Source organism: Erythrobacter sp. SN021 (genome assembly GCF_021864455.1).
In genome coordinates this window covers 70,002-87,806 of the sequence record NZ_JAKKUW010000006.1, presented here as the reverse complement: position 1 = coordinate 87,806, position 17,805 = coordinate 70,002, and the positions used below count along the sequence as shown (strand labels likewise).

The following is a 17,805-nucleotide window of genomic DNA, read 5'->3' as shown; positions in this document are numbered from 1 at the left end:
TTCGGTGCCTGGTGGCGATGGCGACTCCCCGTCCCATTTCTACCTTTCCCGGTGGTCGTGCCGCAAAGTACGTGTCGCATTCGATCTGGCAAGAAGGCCGGGAACATGACATTGTCATAAGTGTTAGACAGCAAACAGGGAAATCCAGGGATATACTTATGAAATCGATGCTCGCCCTCACCGGCTCGCTGGCGTTGCTGGGCGCTGCGCCCGTGCAGGCACAAAATGTCGAGAACCTGCCTGCCGAAGAGGAAACGGTGTTCGATGGCGACTGGTTTTCCATCGGCGTAGGCGCCGTCTATTCGGCAAGCTACGATGGTTCCGACGACTATGTTTTCAGCCCGATTCCCATCGTGCAGGGGAAAATCGGCGGCGTGCGCATCAATCCGCGAGCGGGCGGGGTAGCCCTGGATTTCGTCAACGACCAGAGCGAAGGGGCGAAAATCTCGGGCGGGATCGCGGCGCGCCTCAATCGCAATCGTGCAACTCAGATCGAGGACACGGTGGTTTTGAGCTATGGCGAGCTCGACACGGCTTTCGACGTCGGCCCCAGTGTGGGGATCAGCTTTCCCGGCGTGATGAACCGCTTCGACAGTCTCAGTTTCAATGTCGATACTCTGTGGGACGTTGCAGGCGCGCATGACGGCATCGTGGTCAGACCCACGGCGACCTATTTCACGCCGCTCAGCCGCGGCATGGCAATCTCGCTTTCTGCTGGCGGAAGCTATGTCGACGACGATTACGCGCGATATTACTATTCCGTCCCCGCTGGCGGGGCCTTGCCGCAGTTTCAGGCCGAAGGGGGGTGGGACCGCGTCGGGGTGAACCTGCTCGCAGGGATCGATCTCAACGGCAATCTCGCCGATGGCGGTCTCGCACTGGTGGTGCTGGGCGGTTACTCGCGCATGCTGGGCGACGCCAAACAGACCCCCTTCACGTCCATTCGCGGTGATGCGGATCAATGGATGGGCGCCTTGGGGATCGGTTACACCTTCTAACCCTGGACGGGCCTGTCATTTGATGCGGATCAATGCACCGCTCTTCTCTCTCATGCGATAGATTCGCGCGAGAGAGGAGAGGCTGATGAACGTTGTCGGCAATATAGAGAGCGATACGGCGATCCATGTGGACGTGCTGATCGTGGGGGCTGGAATTTCGGGGATTGGCTCTGCCTATCACTTGCAGGAGCAGTGCCCTTGGGCGCGTTACGCCATCCTTGAGATGAAAGACACGTTCGGGGGTACCTGGGATACGCATAAATATCCCGGCGTGCGGTCCGACAGCGATCTCTACACTTTCGGTTACCGCTTCAAGCCCTGGGTCGGCGCGCCGATCGCCAGTGCCGGTGAAATCCTCAAATATATGGGCGAGGTGATCGAGGAAAACGGCATCGACGAGCATATCCGCTACGGCCACCGCATCACGTCCTGTGCCTATGAGCGCGATACCGGCCTCTGGACCGTTACGGCGACCCGGCTGGAAGACGGTGCCGAACTGACCTTCACCTGCAATTTTCTGTGGATGTGCCAGGGCTATTACGATCACGAAAACCCCTATCTCCCGCCTGAGTGGCAGGAAAAGGGGCTCGCCGACTTCCAGGGTGATTTCGTCCACGCGCAGGAATGGGACCCGGATTACGATTACGAAGGTAAGCGGATTCTTGTGATCGGATCGGGTGCTACCGCGGCCACCGTGGTTCCGGCCTTTGCCGAAAAGGCCGCGCATGTGACCATGCTGCAGCGCTCGCCGACCTATTTCTTCTGTAGCGAAAACAAGAACGAACTGGCCGACCGTCTGCGCGAAATCGGTGTCGACGAGCCAACCGTGCATCGCATCGTGCGCCAGCAGATCATGTACGATCAAGACCAGCTTACCCGTCGCTGCCAGAGAGAGCCCGATGTGGTGTTCGAGGAACTCAAGGAACTGGTGCGCGCCTTCACTGGCAAGCCCGATTTCGAGTTCGAACCGCATTTCACGCCGAAATACCGGGTCTGGCAGCAGCGCCTGGCATTCTGCCCGGACGGCGATGTGTTCAGGGCGGCGGTCGATGGCAATCTGACCGTGGTCACCGATACGATCGAGCGCTTTACCGAGACCGGCGTCACCACCTCTTCGGGCGAGGAGATCGAAGCAGACCTTATCGTCGCCTGTACCGGGTTCAACCTGCTGGTCATGGGCGGCATCCCGTTCACGGTCGATGGCGAACGTGTTGATTGGTCGGACACGGTGACCTACCGCGGGATGATGTTCACCGGCGTTCCGAACATGGCATGGGTGATGGGCTACTTCCGCGCTAGCTGGACCTTGCGCGTCGACATGATGGGCGATTTCGTTTGCGGGATGCTCAACCACATGCACGGCAGGGGCGTCGACCGTGTTGAAGTGCAGTTCCGCCCAGAGGACCGGGAAATGGACATCCTGCCCTGGATCGAGGCGGAGAATTTCAACCCCGGATATCTGATGCGCGGGCTCGATGCGCTGCCCCGGCGCGGCGACAAATCCGAGTGGCGACACAATCAGGATTACTGGCGCGAACGTGAGGAGATCCCCCGGATTTCCTATGATGCGCCCGAATTCGTCTATACCGGCGATGAGCCGATAGGTACGAAGAAAAAGGAGCAGGCGGTCCCCGCCTGAGACAAAAGATGGACGCGTTCGATCCCACCGCCTGGAGCGCCGCGTTGCTCGGCCTGTTCTGTATCGCCGTCTCTATCGGCGCATTGCGCCAGCCCGGTCTGTGGCGCCAGATGGTGGACGAGGTCGACGGTTCGCCCGCGCTCCAGCTCATCAGCGGGTTTTGCGAGCTTTCTGTCGGCGCGGCCATCTTTCTCCTCAACCCGTGGATTCAGGGCGATCTCCTGGCCATGATCGTGAAGACGATCGGCGGATTGATGATGGCCGAGGCGCTCGTCGTAATGGCGATGAGCGACATCTATTTCCACTTCTGGCTCAAGAATCTCGCCGCTTTGCACCGGCTATGGCCGCTCTTCACACTGATGGCCGGGCTGGCGCTCGCCATAGCGGGGATGATGCGACTCGCCTGAACGAAGCCGCCCGTCGATGGGAATCGCACGGTCGTCGGACGGTATGGTTGTGCCGCATCCACGGTTCTGTATTGCATGGGCAATACAGATGACAGGGGAATATCCATGAAATTCGCACGCCACGCGCTCGCTTCGGGCGCCGCCCTCTCGCTTATCCTTGCCGCCGGTCCCGCACTGGCGCGCGATAGCGAGGAGACGACCCAATCCGCGGCCGAGACGAGCGAACACGACAAGCTGTTTACCCTCTTCGCCGAATCCGATGCGCGCAGCCTCGCGCTCAACCCGATCGGTCGCCTGTTCCGAGGCGACGACACCAATGCCGACCGCCTAGGAGACTATTTCACCGATTCGATGTTCCTTGCAGCGCGGACCGATACCCAGCTCAATCTCGCGCTTCTCGCGCAGATCGACCGGGAGAAGCTGAGTGGAACCGATCAGTTGGCCTATGACGTGTTCAAGTATAATCAGGAATCGGCGCTGCGCGGCCAGACCGACGAAATCCGCGAACTGACCGAAGTGCGCCCGATCAACCATTTCGCCGGCCTCCACACCTTTTACCCGAACTTCGCCAGTGGCGATAGCGCGGCGCAGTTCGAGACGATCGCCAATTACGAGGACAACCTCAGCCGTCATGACGACTATATCGCGATCACCGACCGCGCGATAGCACGCTCGCGTCAGGGGATGGAATCAGGTGTGGTCGAAACCCGGCTGACCATTGATCGGGTTGTAAAGCAGCTCGACACGCTGCTGGCGGTTCCGCTGGCGGATTCAATGTTCATGAAACCGGTGAAGACCTTTCCCGAGGATTTCTCTGCCGCAGACAAGGCGCGACTGACCTCGGCCTACGAAGCCAAGACGAAAGAGCTTTACGCCACGCATGAACGGCTGCGCGACTTCCTGCGCGACGATTATCTGCCGGTGGCCCGCGAAAGCGTCGGCCTGAGCCAAATGAAGGGCGGCGACAAGCTCTATGCCCATATGATCGAAAGCACGACCACGCTGCCGCTTACGGCCGACTATCTGCACGATCTCGGTCTCGGCGAAGTGGCGCGGATCAAGGGCGCGCTGGAGGAGATCAAGGCCGAAGTTGGCTTTACCGGCACGCTCAACGAATTCTTCGATTATGTCCGCACCGATGCCCAGTTCAAGCCGGAAAGCCGTGAGGCGCTGACCCAGAGCTACTACGATATCGGCAAGCAGGTCGATGCAAAGATCGGCCAGTATTTCTCGGTACTTCCCAAGGCCCCGCTCGAGATCAAGCCCTATGACGAATCGATCGAACAATTCCAGGCTGGAGGTTCCTATCAGTCGGGTCCGCCAGATGCCTCGCGCCCGGGTACGTTCTATTTCAATGCCTATGACCTGCCCAGCCGCCTGACGACCGGCAATGTCACCCTCTACCTCCACGAAGGCGCGCCGGGTCATCACTTCCAGATCAGCTTGGCGCAGGAAAACGAGGATCTGCCTGCCTTCATGCGCTTCGGGGGCAACACCGCCTATGTCGAGGGCTGGGCGCTTTATTCAGAGACGCTGGGCTACGAGATGGGCTTCTTCGAGGACCCATGGAACCGCTACGGCACGCTGCAGGACGAACAGCTTCGCGCCATGCGACTGGTGGTCGATACCGGCCTCCACGCCAAGGGCTGGACCCGCCAGCAGGCGATCGACTTCATGCTGGAAAATTCAGGCATGACCGAGACCGAGGTGGTGGCCGAGGTAGAGCGCTATATCGCGATCCCGAGCCAGGCGCTTGCCTACAAGGTCGGTGCTTTGAAAATTCAGGAACTGCGCCAGAAGGCGGAAGGCCGGTTGGGAGACGATTTCGACATTCGTGAATTCCACGCCCAAGTGCTCGATACCGGCAGCCTTCCGCTACCGGTGCTCGAGGCCAAGATCGACCGCTGGATTGCTTCCAAGGCCAGCTAGCAACGGGCTTGGGCGGGGATTGCCATCCGCCCCAACTGGCGACAGCCCCATCGCCGCGCTAACCCCGTCGCGCGTGTTTTCGTGACGGAGAGGAAGGGCGGCGATGGACTGGCTGCGCAGGGCGGACTGGCTGACGCACGAACGAGTGCGCGGCTACGCATTGCTCCTCACGTTCGTCAGCATTGGGGTGCTGGCCAATTCCTACATGAAGGCAATGGGGCCTGCGGGCACCGATTTCCTTGCCTTCTGGGGGGCGGGTCATGTCGTTATAGGAGGGGATCCCGCCGCCGCCTATGATCTGGCGTTGCAAGAGCGGGTCCAGACGGGGACGGGAAGCGAGGGATGGTTCGCATTCGTCAATCCGCCGCCTTTCCTGCTTGCTGTCACGCCCTTTGGTGCCCTGCCGTTTCCGGTCGCATGGATAGCCTGGGTGGCCATCACCTGGAGCTTGTGGGCATGGGCCGGCATTCGTGCATTTCCTCGCCTTTGGCCACTCGTCATTGCCTATCCCGGGGCGCTGATCGCGGCGGGACACGCACAGACCGGCCTCCTGACAGGCGCCTTGCTGGTGCTGGCCGCGCATGAATTGGGCAAACGGCAAGCAATATCGGGGGCGGCAATCGGTGCCTTGGTGATAAAACCGCATCTCGCAGTGCTGGCGCCGTTTTGGCTCGGTGCAGCGGGCAAGTGGCCCGCTTTCATGGTTGCCGGCGTCACCGCAACGGCGCTGGTCGCGATTTCATGGGCTGCTTTCGGCAGCGAAACCATCATGGCCTATACCACAAGCTGGCGCGCGAGCGGTGCCCTGCTGGAAGGCATCAATCCCGATTTCCTGCGGCGCATGACGACGTTCTATTCCCAGGCACGGCTATTGGGAGGCGACATCGCGGGTCTGGTACTGGCTGTCATATCGGGACTGGCGGCTTGTGCGGTGGCCCTGCTTGCCTCACGCCGCTTCGGCGGCGACGCGCGGGCAGCAGGGGCCGCAGTCCTCGCCGCGACGGCGCTCGCCTCTCCCTATCTCTTCAGCTACGATCTGCCTTTCCTGATCTTCCCCACGCTCTGGCTGGTCATGCAGGGGCTGAAGCACGGTTTTCGCCCCCATGAAAAGCTGGTGCTCGTGCTGCTCTATTTTGCGCCCTATGCCACCCGCGCACTGGCGTTGCCCGTCGGGGTGAACTTCATGCCGATCGCCGCATTGGTATTGCTGGCGCTAGTCTGGAGCCGTGGCGGGACCAGCGGGCCGGGAACCTCTCGCGCACCCTAGTGTTTTTACTCATCAGGACGGAGGGCAGAAGTTTCATGGAGGTACGCCATGTCGAGTTTGTCCTTCCGCAGCAGCCGCCCCGATGGCTGGGTGCAGCCGAAGCCTTATAGCGACAGTTCGCTGCGCTATCGGATGCACGGCAAGATCCAGCCGATGGAACAGCCGGGTTTCCTGGCTCGTCTGTTCGGGCTACGCTGAGGGTTCAGTCGCAAATGGACGGGGCCGGAGGTCATAGCGACCTCCGGCCCCAATTCTTTGGGATCAACCCCGGCTTCAGTATTCTTCGGGTTCTTCTGGTGTCTCGGCCGTGTGCGTCGGGCCTGCATCCCTCTGGCCCTGCGCCAGCTTGAATACCACCCCGCTGAGCAGGGCAAGGGCGAGAAGGTTCGGCAGGGCCATGGCGGCATTGGAAATGTCTCCCAGTCGCCAGACCAGCTCGCTCGGCTGTGCCGCGCCAAGGAAGATAACCACGCACCACAGGACGCGCCAAGCCATGTGTAGCTTTTTCTCGCCCGAACGGCTGGAGCCTTTCACACGGTCATAGAGGAAGGTGATCGCCCGTTCGCCGTAATAGCTCCAGGTCAGCAGCGTAGTGAAGACGAACAGGATCAGTGCGATCGAGGCTACCAGCGTACCGATCGGAACCGAGGCAATCTCGACCGGGAAGGCCGCCGCGAAAGCGCCGCTGGTCATTTCGAAACCGACGCGATCGGATTGCCACGCGTGGGCCACGGCTTCGCCACCCGCCGTGAAATCGCCGCGCACCGTAAGGATGACCAGCGCGGTCATGGTGCAGATTACGATCGTGTCGATGAAGGTGCCGAGCATGGCCATGCGGCCTTGCGTTTCGGGATCGTTGGTCTGCGCGACGGCATGGGCGATGGCGGTCGAGCCCTGGCCGGCTTCGTTGGAGAACAGGCCCCGTGCGACGCCAGCACGGATCGCGAGGATGATCGCCGCACCCACGAAGCCGCCGCTGGCCGCCTGCGGATTGAAAGCGCCGTGGAAAATCAGGCCGAAGGTTTCACCCAGATCGCCGAAATTGAGGATCAGCGCGATGACTGCCATGACGATGTAGGTGGCCGCCATGAAGGGCACGATTTTCTCGGCAACATTGCCGATCGACTTGATGCCGCCGATGATGACGATGAAAACGAGGATCGCGACGATCAGCCCGCCGAGCCATTCCTCGATGCCGAACAGTTCGTTGAGGCCATCCGCCACGGCATTCGCCTGAATCGAGTTGCCCGTTACCAGAGCGGAAAACAGCGTGCCGAGGCAGAAAACCACGGCGAGCCAGGTCCATTTCTTGCCCAGGCCCATCATGATGTAGGTCATCGGTCCGCCGCGCAGTACGCCGTCACTCGTGCGCTCGCGGTAGCGGATGGCGAGCGAGCCTTCGGCGAAGGCCAGTGCCATGCCGAACAGGGCAGTGACCCACATCCAGAAGATTGCCCCGGGACCGCCCAGCGCGATGGCGGTTGCGACGCCGGCAAGGTTGCCTGTCCCGACCTGACCGGACAATGCGGTGGAAAGCGCCGCGAAAGGGGAAATTTCGCCTTCGCCCTGGCTCTTGCGACCGGCGAACAGGCCCTTGAAGGCGCTGCCGAGTTTGATGATGGGGTAGAATTTAAGCCCCACCATGATCCACAGGCCAATGCCCAGCAGGATAATGGTCATGGGCGGGAAGGGGAGCACTTCTGCCCCGTTCCAGGTCCCGCCCCAAATGAAATCGGATAGATTGGTGACCGGCTGAATCAGCCGCTCGCCCAGACTCGGTGCCTGGCTTGTTGCCATCGCGTAAATTCCCCTCATGCGTCCCTTGACCGGAAAGCGCGTAGGCTAGTCGCGGGCAACACACTTGCAAAGAGGAGATTCGCGCGAGTCCACCGCTTGCCTTTTCGGGTTCGCGGGACTAGTGCGGCTGTGTCTTCCGACATTGGGAATCGAGAAAAGCCCCTCCCGGACTTGAACCGGGGCGGCGAGAGACCCTACCTGAAAGGGACGTGGCGGAAGGCGGCACGATTTTTACGCGAGAGACGTGAGCAATGGCAGACGAAAAGAAAACCAGCCCGGCGGAATTTCTTCGCCAGGTGCAGGCCGAAGGGCGCAAGGTCGTATGGCCGACGCGCGAGGAAACGGTGCGCACGGCGATTTTCGTGTTCATCATGACCGTCATCCTCTCGCTTTTCTTCCTTGGCATCGACTCGCTTTTCAGCGCCGTGGTGCGCTGGCTTCTGACGCTGGCCTGATGTTTCTGGCCTGAGCCGCATTTCGACAGGATAATAGAGAACACATGGCACGCTGGTATATCATCCACGCCTATTCCGGTTTCGAGAACAAGGTTCGCGACGCAATTATCGCCGAAGCCGAACGGCTTGGCCTTTCCGAAGGTGTTGAGGAAGTCGAAGTTCCGACCGAAACCGTGACCGAAGTGAAGCGCGGCAAGAAGGTCCAGGTCGAGCGCAAGTTCATGCCCGGTTACGTGCTGGCCAAGCTGAACATGACCGACGACGTCTATCACCTCGTCAAGAACACTCCGAAGGTGACCGGCTTCCTGGGCACCAACAACAAGCCGCAGCCGATTTCCGAAAAGGAAGCGGCGCGCTATTTCGGCGGTGTGGAAGAAGCGCGCGCGGCGCCGAAGAAGGAAATCAGCGTCGATTACGAGATCGGCGATCAGGTCAAGGTGCTGGACGGTCCGTTCGCAAGCTTCAACGGCCTCGTCGAGGAACTCGATTTCGACAAGCAGAAGGTCAAGGTCTCGGTCTCGATTTTCGGCCGCGCGACACCGGTCGAACTCGATTTCGAACAGGTCGAACTGGTCAAGTAAGGCTTCCACTATGGGCTTTCGAAAGGCCCCGCCGCGATATGCCCGGCGGGGCCTTTTCGATTCCGCATTGCTCCTTTCGCCAAAACCGGGCCGCGGACTATCGCTTGGCCTTCGCGAAAAGGTTGACCAGTTCCTCGACCTTGGTGTGCTGTTTGCGCGTATCTCCCGAGGCAATTGCTTCGGCCACGCAATGCGAGGCGTGTTTTTTGAGGATTTCGTCCTCGGCGCGGGCGAGCGCCGATTTCACTGCTTGCAATTGATGCAGGATGTCGATGCAATACCGATCGTCCTCGACCATCTGCGTAACCCCGCGCACCTGCCCTTCCACCCTGCGAAGGCGATCGACGATACGTGCCTGTGCTGACTTTTCGGCCATCGGAACTCTCGCTTGAAAGATACCCTGTAGGGGTATACTGCGCTCGAAACGGAAAAATGGCAAGCCAAATGCAAGTTTCGATCAATACAACCCGCAGATCGCTCATCAAAAGCGCCGTCGCCATTGGCGGCCTCGCGGCTATGCCCGCATGGGCGCGCGGTGTGTCGCATGGTCCGATCCGCCAGGGCTTCGACGAAGTATCAGGCCGGGTGATCGATCTCGCGGTCGGCGAAGGGCCGGTTGCCGTTGCCGGTCGGCGCGGGCATGCCTTTGCGGTCAATGGCAGCATTCCCGGGCCGCTAGTCCGCCTCAAGGAAGGCGAGCCGGTCACGCTGCGGGTGGCAAACCGCCTTGCCGAAGATACGTCGATCCACTGGCACGGTCTGCTTGTCCCGTTCCAGTTCGACGGCGTACCGGGCGTCAGCTTTCCGGGTATCAAGCCGGGCGAGACCTTCGTTTACGAAATGCCCGCATTACGCCAGGCCGGTACGTACTGGTGGCACAGCCACTCGGGTCTGCAGGAGCAGGCCGGCCATTACGGTCCGCTGATTGTGGATCCTGCCGGACCCGACCCGGTGGAGGCCGATCGTGACTATGTGCTAATGCTGAGCGAATTCACTCCGCTGCACCCTCATACGATTATGGCCAAGCTCAAGAAGGGCGAGGAATATTTCAACCGCCAGAAGACGAGCTGGACGGACGAATATCCACTGAGCGGCGCGGACCGGAGGATGTGGGCGGGTATGCGGATGATGCCCACCGACATCGCCGATGTGACCGGTTCGACCTACACCTATCTCGCCAATGGCCATGCACCTTCGGACGGCCTCGAATATTTGTTCAAGCCCGGCGAACGTGTGCGGTTGCGCGTCATAAACGGCAGCGCAATGAGCTTTTTCAACGTTCGTATCCCCGGTGTCCGCATGACCGTGGTGCAGGCCGACGGCAAGAACGTGCGCCCGGTCGAGGTGGACGAATTCCAGATCGGCACGGCGGAAACCTATGACATCGTGGTCGAGCCGACGGGCGAGGCTCACACGATCGTTGCCGAAGCGATGGACCGGTCTGGCATGGCAGTGGCGACGCTTGCCTCGCGCCCCGGCGCCCGCGCGCCGGTGCCGCCCTTGCGCGATCCGGTCCTGCTTACGATGAAGGACATGGGGCACGGCAGCATGGACCATTCCGGTATGGATCATGCCGCGATGGGCCACGATATGCCGATGGGCGAGATGGACCACGGCGCGATGAACATGCGTGATACCTCCACACTACCGGCCGATGTTAAGGTCGGCCCCGGTCTGGATATGGTCAGCGCCGAACCGATCGACCGCATGGGCGATCCAGGCTTGGGGCTCGACAAAATCGGCCACAAAGTGCTCACCTACAACGACCTGTCGGCGCTCGAGCCCAATGACGATTCGCGCAGTCCCAGCCGGTCGATGGAAATCCATCTTACCGGCAATATGGAACGCTATATGTGGTCGTTCGACGGGAAGAAATTCAACGCGGTTGCGGACCAGCCGATCAGGTTTGCCTTTAACGAGCGCGTGCGGGTGAAGTTGGTCAACGATACCATGATGGCGCACCCGATCCACCTCCACGGCCATTTCTTCGAACTGGTCAATGGCGCGGATCGGATGCACCAGCCGCAAAAGCACACCGTCATCGTCCAGCCGGGCGGCAGTGCCACATTCGATCTCACCGCTGACGAAGTGGGTGACTGGGCATTTCACTGCCATCTGCTCTATCACATGCATGCAGGGATGTTTCAGGTGGTCACCGTCGCCTCGCCGGAGGGCGTGGCATGAGGACCGTAATCGCGTTTGCAATCGTCGCTGTTCCCGTGCCTGCCCTTGCGCAGCACGAGGGGCATGGCCAGCCCGAAGGTGAAACGCCGGTCGACCATTCTGCGATGGACCATTCGCAGATGGATCACGGTGCCGTTGCAGCGACCTCGGGCGGTCCGGTGTTGCAGGGCCTCAAGCTCGATATTCCCAAGCCGCCCGAGGCACCGCCACCGGCGGCCGCGGGTAGCGGGCCGCCCCGCGCGGCCGACGCGATCTGGGGCGCGGAGGCGATGCGGGAGAGCCGTGAGGCTCTGGCGCGCGAAAATGGGGGGATGACGCTGTTCTGGGTTCAGGGCGACCGGCTCGAACTGCGCAGCCGCGAAGGACATGACGGTTTCCTGTGGGACATTCAGGGCTGGTATGGCGGCGATATCGACAAGCTTTGGGTCAAGACGGAGGGCGAAGGCGAAGTGAACGGCCCGCTCGAAGATGCGGAAGTGCAGGCGCTGTGGTCGCACGCCATCGGCCCGTGGTTCGATTTGCAGGTAGGCGTTCGGCAGGATCTTACCGGTCCCGAACGAACCCATGCGGTGATCGGGGTGCAGGGCCTCGCACCCTATCTCTTCGAAGTGGATGCCGCAGCCTTCGTGTCGAACAAGGGCGACATTACCGCGCGGATCGAAGCCGAACTCGATCAGCGGATTACGCAAAGCCTGATTCTCCAGCCGCGCATGGAACTGGGGTTATCGGTGCAGGACATTCCGGAACTGGGTGTGGGCGCGGGCATCGACCATTTCGAGGCGGGGCTGCGTCTGCGCTACGAATTCGCGCCCGAATTCGCGCCCTACCTCGGAATAGAGCAGGAATGGAAGCTCGGCGACAGCGCCGATTTCGCACGCTTGGAGGGCGAAGATCCTTCGGTCACGAGCGTCGTCGTGGGGGTGCGGTTCTGGTTCTGAAAGCCGCTACCCGTTTCAAGCGCCGCCAGCCGGCGACAACTGACGCAAGTGATCCAGCACCAGGCCCGGTCGCTGGAACAGGATGAACCCGCCTGCACCGGCTATCGGCCCGACCGCTTCGAAGCCGTGCGCGCTGCAATGGGCCAGTTGCGTGGGAAAATCGTGGATCGTGTCCTCTTCACCGACCAGCACGCGCACCGGCGCGCCTGGTGCATCGAGCCAGCGCGACCAGTCTTGCAGGATCAGCAGCAGCCCCATCGTCATTCCCCGCGCTGCACGGTCGGGACGCGAAACGAAAGCCCGGCGCACCGCCGCCTGCACGTCCGGTCTGCGCAGCGTTTCGCGGTCCAGGGGGCTTTTTTCGAGCAGCCGGTCGAAATAGCGGTAGGTTTCGCCGCGCATGGACAAGCGCACGACGGCGCGCACCAGCAGTTGGAGAAAGGCCGGGCTCGTGCGTGCCAGCAGTAGCGGTGCGCGCCACAGGGGATTGCGTGTGGCAGTGTCCCTTCCGTCTCGCATGGGAATGGGCGATCCGGTCAGCACCACGCCCGATATCCGGTCCCCGAGATGCGCCCGCACCGCCAATCCGTAGGCTGACGAAAAGCTCGTTGCCAGGACGACGCACCGTTCGATACCCAGCGCATCGAGCAGCATTCCCGCGCGGTGGGCGAAATCGTCGACCCCGGTCAGCACGTCTTCGGACGCATCTAGCTGGGTGTAGAACGGCATCCACGGAATGATGAGATCGAACGCTTCCGTCTTGGCCCGCTGTTCCAGGTCGGGCGTGAGGAAGGGACCTTCGATGGAACCATGGAGCACGAGAACCGGTGTCCCGCCGGGCATGCCGCTACGTTCGAAGGGCATTTCGCTGCCATCGGCAAGAACCGCTGCGGGTTGGGTCGCGCTTTCGCTTTGCAGGCTACCGGTCGGACCCATTTGACCCAGCCGCCACGTTTCCGAAAATCCCGCATAGAGCGCGACCAGCTCGCTCTGCGAAGCCACGCCCAGCTTGCGCATGGTCGCCTTGAGCTGATTGCGCGCGGTGCCGATGGAACGGTCGCGATCGGCAGCGAAATCGGTCAGGCTTCTGCCTTCGACAAGATAACGCATCAATTCGCTTTCCGCCGTGCTGAGGCCCATGGCTGTGGCGAATTCGGCCGCGACGGGATCGTCCCATGACAGGCTCAGGCGGCGCAGGTCGATCAGCCGCTGGTCTTCGCGTTCGCGCACCGTGGCGACCATCGGAACGCCGCGTTCGTCTTCCGGCGTTCGCTGGATGCGCAGGATCATCGATTGCCGGGTATCCCGTCCTTCGACGAATTGCCTGAGCCGCTGGCGCCGTTCGGCATCGAAGCCGGTCGCGAAATCCGGCAGCGTTTCGCCGGGGACCCCTGAGGGCGCCTGGCCACCATCGACTATGCGCAAGGCGTTATCGAGAGTGAAAGCGATGGCCGTGTCGAAGCCGTGCTTTTCGGTGGACGGCCCCAGGGACAGTCCGGCAAAATCGGAGTCCTCGGCGAAGTGCACCCGGTCGAATATTTCGCCGACCTGTTCGATATGTGGGGCCAGCATTCGCGGGGCGTCACTGCCCTTATCGGCTGCCTTCGCTACCCGAAGTTGCAGATCGAAAAGGTGCTCCGGGGCGGCGACGACCTCATAAGCTTCGCGTATCAACCGGTCGCGAAACGCATCGTCCAATTCGCCTGCCACTTCCCATTCTTCATCATTCACCGGCTGTGTATTGCGGTTGTGCTTTGCTTTTCCAAGAAAAAAGCGGGAACGGTCCGGAACCGCCCCCGCTTGTCAGTCGGCCACCGTGCCGCATGGCGTTTTGGGAAGCCCTCGCGCCATGCGGACGTGGCTGTACAGGGGGACCGATCGGAATCGGTCACTCGGGTCGCCCTGGAGAATGGGGTGACGCGGCCCGCAATTACCTGATTGGGACCTAGGACGGGTGCGGGCCGCGTCGGCCGCGTGGTTCAGCGCCTCGTGGCGCCGCGGCGATAGGCGAAGGCAGCGACACTCTTGCCCGAAGCGACATTGTAATACTGGCAGTAGAAGTCGGTGCCCTTGTCATTGTGCAGATCGGGCATGTTGAAACCGAGCATGTGTTTGCCGCGACGCTTGAGATCGTTGTCCCAGGCGCGCGAGCGGTCGGAATTGCTCCCGCTGGCAGTCGGCTCGTAGCCCAGCGAATTGCCGGTGTGCAGCATGATGTCCTTGCCGGCGATATTGCTCCAGCTGGGGAAGGCTGCGGGATTGGCATTCTGGCCGGTGTCCATCTCGATGCACTGCATCTTCCAGCCGCCCTTCATCGACGCCCACCGATTGGCGGGCACTTCCATGTAAAGCACATCGCCCGAAGCCATCGAGGGCATGATACAGCCATTGCTGGCGCTGACCGGCTCGCGGTCGATGATGCCGCCGCGCTTCTCCTGCGAGAGGCCTTGCTGGAAGGTATAATCGCCGAACTTGCCGACAAAGGCATTGCTGATCGGCAGCCCGGCGCACTTGGTCATCGAAGTGAACTTGGCCGAAGGCGTCGGGGCGCGGCCTGCATATCCCGGACGCTTGGCCGTGCAACGACCGGTCCCGCCGGTCGCGTCGCAACCGCTGCGACTGGCGGCGCTTGCCGCTACGCCTGTGGCGATGGCTGCATTGCGCCCGCCGGCAACGGCAGCGGCCGCACCCACGACGTTGCGGCCCTTGGTGCGGCGGGTTTCTTCGACCACCTCGACGGCAGTATTGGCATCTTCCGCCGCTTTCTCGACCTTCTTGACGGCCTTCTTGAGTTTGTCGAACGGACCCGCGCTAACGGGAGTGGTTGCGATTCCGGTGGCGGCAACGGCCAATCCTGCGGCGATGAGAATTTGATGTTTCATGGTCACGATCCCTTGATTCCAAAAGGTTCGTGACGATTACGGGCGCCCTCTTTCCGCCTGAATGTCCCATCTGGTACATAGCCCGCAAAGAACCGGGCTCAGCGCGAACAGGCTCGCTCATCGGTAGCCCGCATTCGCGATGCGAGTGTGGAAGTGCGCAGGCGAATCGCCGATCTGTCGCATTTCTTGAGTTGAAACCGGACTTTGCGGTCCTTGAAATCCAGCGAAACCCGACGGAAATTCTCCATAAGATCGGTGCCGAGCAGGAGCGAGGGTTCGTCCTGGAGGCCGAAGACTTCGAAAGGCGGAATGTCGGCGAAAGCGATTGGTACGTTACGCAGGGCGACTGGCCCGAGCTTGAGTTCCTGGATCACCATGAAATCCAGATCCAGAGCCTTTCCGGTAACGCCATAAACCGTGATCTTTTGGAGCTTGTCCTTGCGCCTGAGCTTCAAACGCTCGCGCAGCGCCGTATTGCCGATGGTGATTTCGGACCCGGTATCGACCACTGCGTCGACCGATACACGGCCTGCCTTGACTTCGGTCAGGATCAGTTGGCCGCTCTGAAGGCGCCCCTTGACGATAATCACGCCGCCTACCAGCGGGGCCGGGGTGAAACCGTCGTCCACGCTGATGTGCCGTTTCTCGAAATCGATGAGGAGGCGCTGTTCGACCAGGGCATCCAGGCCGATCATGCCATCGCCGCCAAGGTCCCGTTCGTCGAGCACCGGCAGTTCCAGATCGGTCGTTGCTGTAGGGCCGAGCATCAGTTCATCGACGAACACGCGGTCGACCATCTTGCTCTCCGTCACCCCGTGCAGCATCGTCGGCTCGCCAGGCGGCATTGCCAGTTTCCCGGCCAGCCTTTCGCCGACCACCGATGTGTCGGCCCCACTGTCGACGACGAATTTGTGCGGCCCGGTGCCATTGACCATGACGTCTACCGTCATGCGGCTGCGCAACTTGCGCGCGTCGATTTCTTCGCCACTGATAGCCAGCGTTTCGTCGAACTCGGCTGCCGGAATGGCGGGTAGTGGCGTATTGGCGGGTTCCGGCGATTGCGGAGCCGGCTCCACCTGCGCAGAGGCGGCTGTGGCAATGCACAGCAAGGCCGAAAGAGCAATCGTCTGGACACTTCTGCTCATTCTCGATGCAATACACGCCCATCGGGCGATGAGCGAATCATCATCGACAAGGAACAAACCCGGTCCGACCGGAGAGGCGCGCGCCAGCTACGCCTATTCGAAGGTCTCGTCGACGAGGCGGGCAGCGAGGGCAACGCTATCCGCATCCTGCGGATTGGCGAGCACGGCCGAGGCGGGCACTTCGAGCCGATATTCGAGCCCGTCATCGGTATAGGAACGGACCGCCTGTCCGCGCAGCACCTGCGGCACGATACGGGTCAGCAGTTTGGTTCCAAAGCCGCCTTCGGCAGGCCTGCCGCCATGCGTCTCGCCGCTGCGCGACATGGATTCGCGCCAGACGAGCGCGAAAACCTGGTCCTGTTCGGCCTCGGTGATGCTCCAGGAAACGTCGACCCGTACCTCTGGCCCGGCGGGCAGGCTGTATTTCTGGGCGTTGGTCGCCAGTTCGTGGATCGCGAGCGAAATCTGCTGTGCCGCTTCGCTGACGATCTGCGTGTCCGGCCCATCGATGGCAACCTGTTCCCCATAGGTCAGCAAAAGCGGATCGAGCTGTTGGCGGATGATCGTCTCCAGGTCTCCGGACTGGTTGTCGTCGCCCCGCAACACGGTCGAGGTTGCCCTCGCCAGGGACTGTATGCGGCCGAGCAGTGCTTCGACGAACTCTTCGGTCTGGTCGTGGCCGCGTGCCGTCTGCCTCGTAAGCGAAGTGACGACCGATAGGAGGTTGCCGCTGCGGTGTACGGCTTCGCGCGTCTGCACCGCAAGCTTGGCATTGGCGGCATGAAGCTCCTCGGTCCGCGCCGCCACCAGGTCTTCCAGCTTCGCCAGCGTTTCCTCATGCGCCCGCGCTTCGGCCTGGAGTTTCCGGTTGGCTTCGGCGAGCTGGGCAGGGGAGGGCAGGGAAACCAGGATCGGAATCAGGCGGAACAGCACTATGGCGGTGGCGGCGGAGACAAATCCGGTCGCTAGTTTTAGCAAACCGACCCAAGGATAGATCGGGTACCACAGGGTTACGATCCCCATCAGATGCGTCAGTCCGCACAGCAGGATGAAGCTGGCGAACAAGACAACCAGTCCCGAGTAGGGAATGTCCTTGCGCCTGCGCAGCACCGTGAGCAGCGCCACGGGGATTGCCGTATAGGACAGGAAGATCAGCAGATCGCTGCCTGCCCACAGGAAAACGAGCCACGGTTGCCACAGCAGACACATGCCGTGCGGCATATATTGCCAGATATCGACAAAGTTCTGCATGCGCGCTCCCCTTAGGAAGGGCACTCCTAGCACAGTCGGATCAAAGCGATAGGCGCAAGGGTCTATTTTGTTGTTCTCAAGGGGAAAATACATCGTGAGCGGGCTGCCGGAAGGCTTGCGTGGAGGGCGGTGCTGGAGGAAGAAACCGGTCTCTTTGCCGCCGCCGACAATGGGGCGAATCGCTTGCATTCAGGCGCAAAACCGTTATGTGCGCGTCTTCCCAAGTCATCCTCGGGAACCCGTGCGGGAGGTCTGATCCGTCAGACCGCTTGACCGCTTACCATGAGCCCCGGTTCGAGAGTGCCGTGGCGAAAGTGAGAAAGGAGGCCAGT

Annotated in this window: 16 protein-coding genes; 10 read left to right on the top strand and 6 right to left on the bottom strand. The window is 61.5% G+C overall.

The window, feature by feature from the left end; genetic code table 11:
- Positions 1-158: 158 nt before the first annotated feature.
- The 6 genes from L5849_RS13225 (at position 159) to L5849_RS13200 (ending at position 6,438) form a co-directional block, all read left to right on the top strand.
- Positions 159-998, top strand: coding sequence for a MipA/OmpV family protein (locus tag L5849_RS13225; RefSeq protein ID WP_236925964.1), 840 nt, complete (start codon positions 159-161; stop codon positions 996-998).
- Positions 999-1,083: 85 nt separating this feature from the next.
- Positions 1,084-2,637: an NAD(P)/FAD-dependent oxidoreductase gene (locus L5849_RS13220; protein WP_236925963.1), complete on the top strand. Its 1,554-nt coding sequence runs from the start codon at positions 1,084-1,086 to the stop codon at positions 2,635-2,637.
- An 8-nt stretch (positions 2,638-2,645) separates the two neighbouring features.
- The gene (locus tag L5849_RS13215) at positions 2,646-3,044 is read left to right on the top strand and encodes a hypothetical protein (protein ID WP_236925962.1); all 399 of its coding nucleotides are present in this window, start codon (positions 2,646-2,648) and stop codon (positions 3,042-3,044) included.
- 105 nt (positions 3,045-3,149) lie between these two features.
- Positions 3,150-4,973, top strand: a complete 1,824-nt coding sequence (locus L5849_RS13210; RefSeq protein WP_236925961.1) for a DUF885 family protein — start codon at positions 3,150-3,152, stop codon at positions 4,971-4,973.
- A 103-nt stretch (positions 4,974-5,076) separates the two neighbouring features.
- A complete protein-coding gene (locus tag L5849_RS13205) occupies positions 5,077-6,240 on the top strand; it encodes a glycosyltransferase family 87 protein (RefSeq protein WP_236925960.1) in 1,164 nt (387 codons plus the stop codon).
- A gap of 48 nt (positions 6,241-6,288) precedes the next feature.
- A complete protein-coding gene (locus L5849_RS13200; RefSeq protein WP_174223723.1) occupies positions 6,289-6,438 on the top strand; it encodes a hypothetical protein in 150 nt (49 codons plus the stop codon).
- Between the two features lie 75 nt (positions 6,439-6,513).
- Here the strand turns inward: L5849_RS13200 and L5849_RS13195 are convergent, their stop codons facing one another.
- On the bottom strand, positions 6,514-8,037 hold the full coding sequence (locus L5849_RS13195) for a sodium:alanine symporter family protein (protein WP_236925959.1): 1,524 nt from the start codon (positions 8,035-8,037) through the stop codon (positions 6,514-6,516).
- A gap of 251 nt (positions 8,038-8,288) precedes the next feature.
- Here L5849_RS13195 and secE point away from each other — a divergent pair, with 251 nt between their 5' ends.
- The gene (secE, locus tag L5849_RS13190; RefSeq protein WP_115415962.1) at positions 8,289-8,492 is read left to right on the top strand and encodes a preprotein translocase subunit SecE; all 204 of its coding nucleotides are present in this window, start codon (positions 8,289-8,291) and stop codon (positions 8,490-8,492) included.
- A 44-nt stretch (positions 8,493-8,536) separates the two neighbouring features.
- Complete coding sequence (gene nusG / locus L5849_RS13185) at positions 8,537-9,073, top strand: transcription termination/antitermination protein NusG (protein WP_115415963.1); 537 nt, start codon at positions 8,537-8,539, stop codon at positions 9,071-9,073.
- Positions 9,074-9,170: 97 nt separating this feature from the next.
- Here the strand turns inward: nusG and L5849_RS13180 are convergent, their stop codons facing one another.
- Positions 9,171-9,449, bottom strand: coding sequence for a metal-sensitive transcriptional regulator (locus tag L5849_RS13180; protein WP_115415964.1), 279 nt, complete (start codon positions 9,447-9,449; stop codon positions 9,171-9,173).
- Positions 9,450-9,517: 68 nt separating this feature from the next.
- Here L5849_RS13180 and L5849_RS13175 point away from each other — a divergent pair, with 68 nt between their 5' ends.
- On the top strand, positions 9,518-11,257 hold the full coding sequence (locus L5849_RS13175; protein WP_236925958.1) for a copper resistance system multicopper oxidase: 1,740 nt from the start codon (positions 9,518-9,520) through the stop codon (positions 11,255-11,257).
- Positions 11,254-12,195: a copper resistance protein B gene (locus L5849_RS13170; protein WP_236925957.1), complete on the top strand. Its 942-nt coding sequence runs from the start codon at positions 11,254-11,256 to the stop codon at positions 12,193-12,195. The genes L5849_RS13175 and L5849_RS13170 overlap by 4 nt, the downstream gene beginning before the upstream one ends.
- Positions 12,196-12,210: 15 nt before the next feature.
- On the opposite strand, the gene L5849_RS13165 is transcribed toward L5849_RS13170, so the two are convergent.
- The 4 genes from L5849_RS13165 to L5849_RS13150 form a co-directional block, all read right to left on the bottom strand.
- Positions 12,211-13,905 carry a hypothetical protein gene (locus L5849_RS13165; RefSeq protein WP_236925956.1) on the bottom strand — a complete coding sequence of 565 codons (1,695 nt, stop codon included), beginning with the start codon at positions 13,903-13,905 and terminating at the stop codon, positions 12,211-12,213.
- Positions 13,906-14,174: 269 nt separating this feature from the next.
- Complete coding sequence (locus L5849_RS13160) at positions 14,175-15,077, bottom strand: hypothetical protein (protein ID WP_236925955.1); 903 nt, start codon at positions 15,075-15,077, stop codon at positions 14,175-14,177.
- Positions 15,078-15,175: 98 nt separating this feature from the next.
- Positions 15,176-16,222: a retroviral-like aspartic protease family protein gene (locus tag L5849_RS13155; RefSeq protein ID WP_236925954.1), complete on the bottom strand. Its 1,047-nt coding sequence runs from the start codon at positions 16,220-16,222 to the stop codon at positions 15,176-15,178.
- 93 nt (positions 16,223-16,315) lie between these two features.
- Positions 16,316-17,473: a sensor histidine kinase gene (locus tag L5849_RS13150; RefSeq protein WP_236925953.1), complete on the bottom strand. Its 1,158-nt coding sequence runs from the start codon at positions 17,471-17,473 to the stop codon at positions 16,316-16,318.
- Between the last annotated feature and the right edge of the window lie 332 nt (positions 17,474-17,805).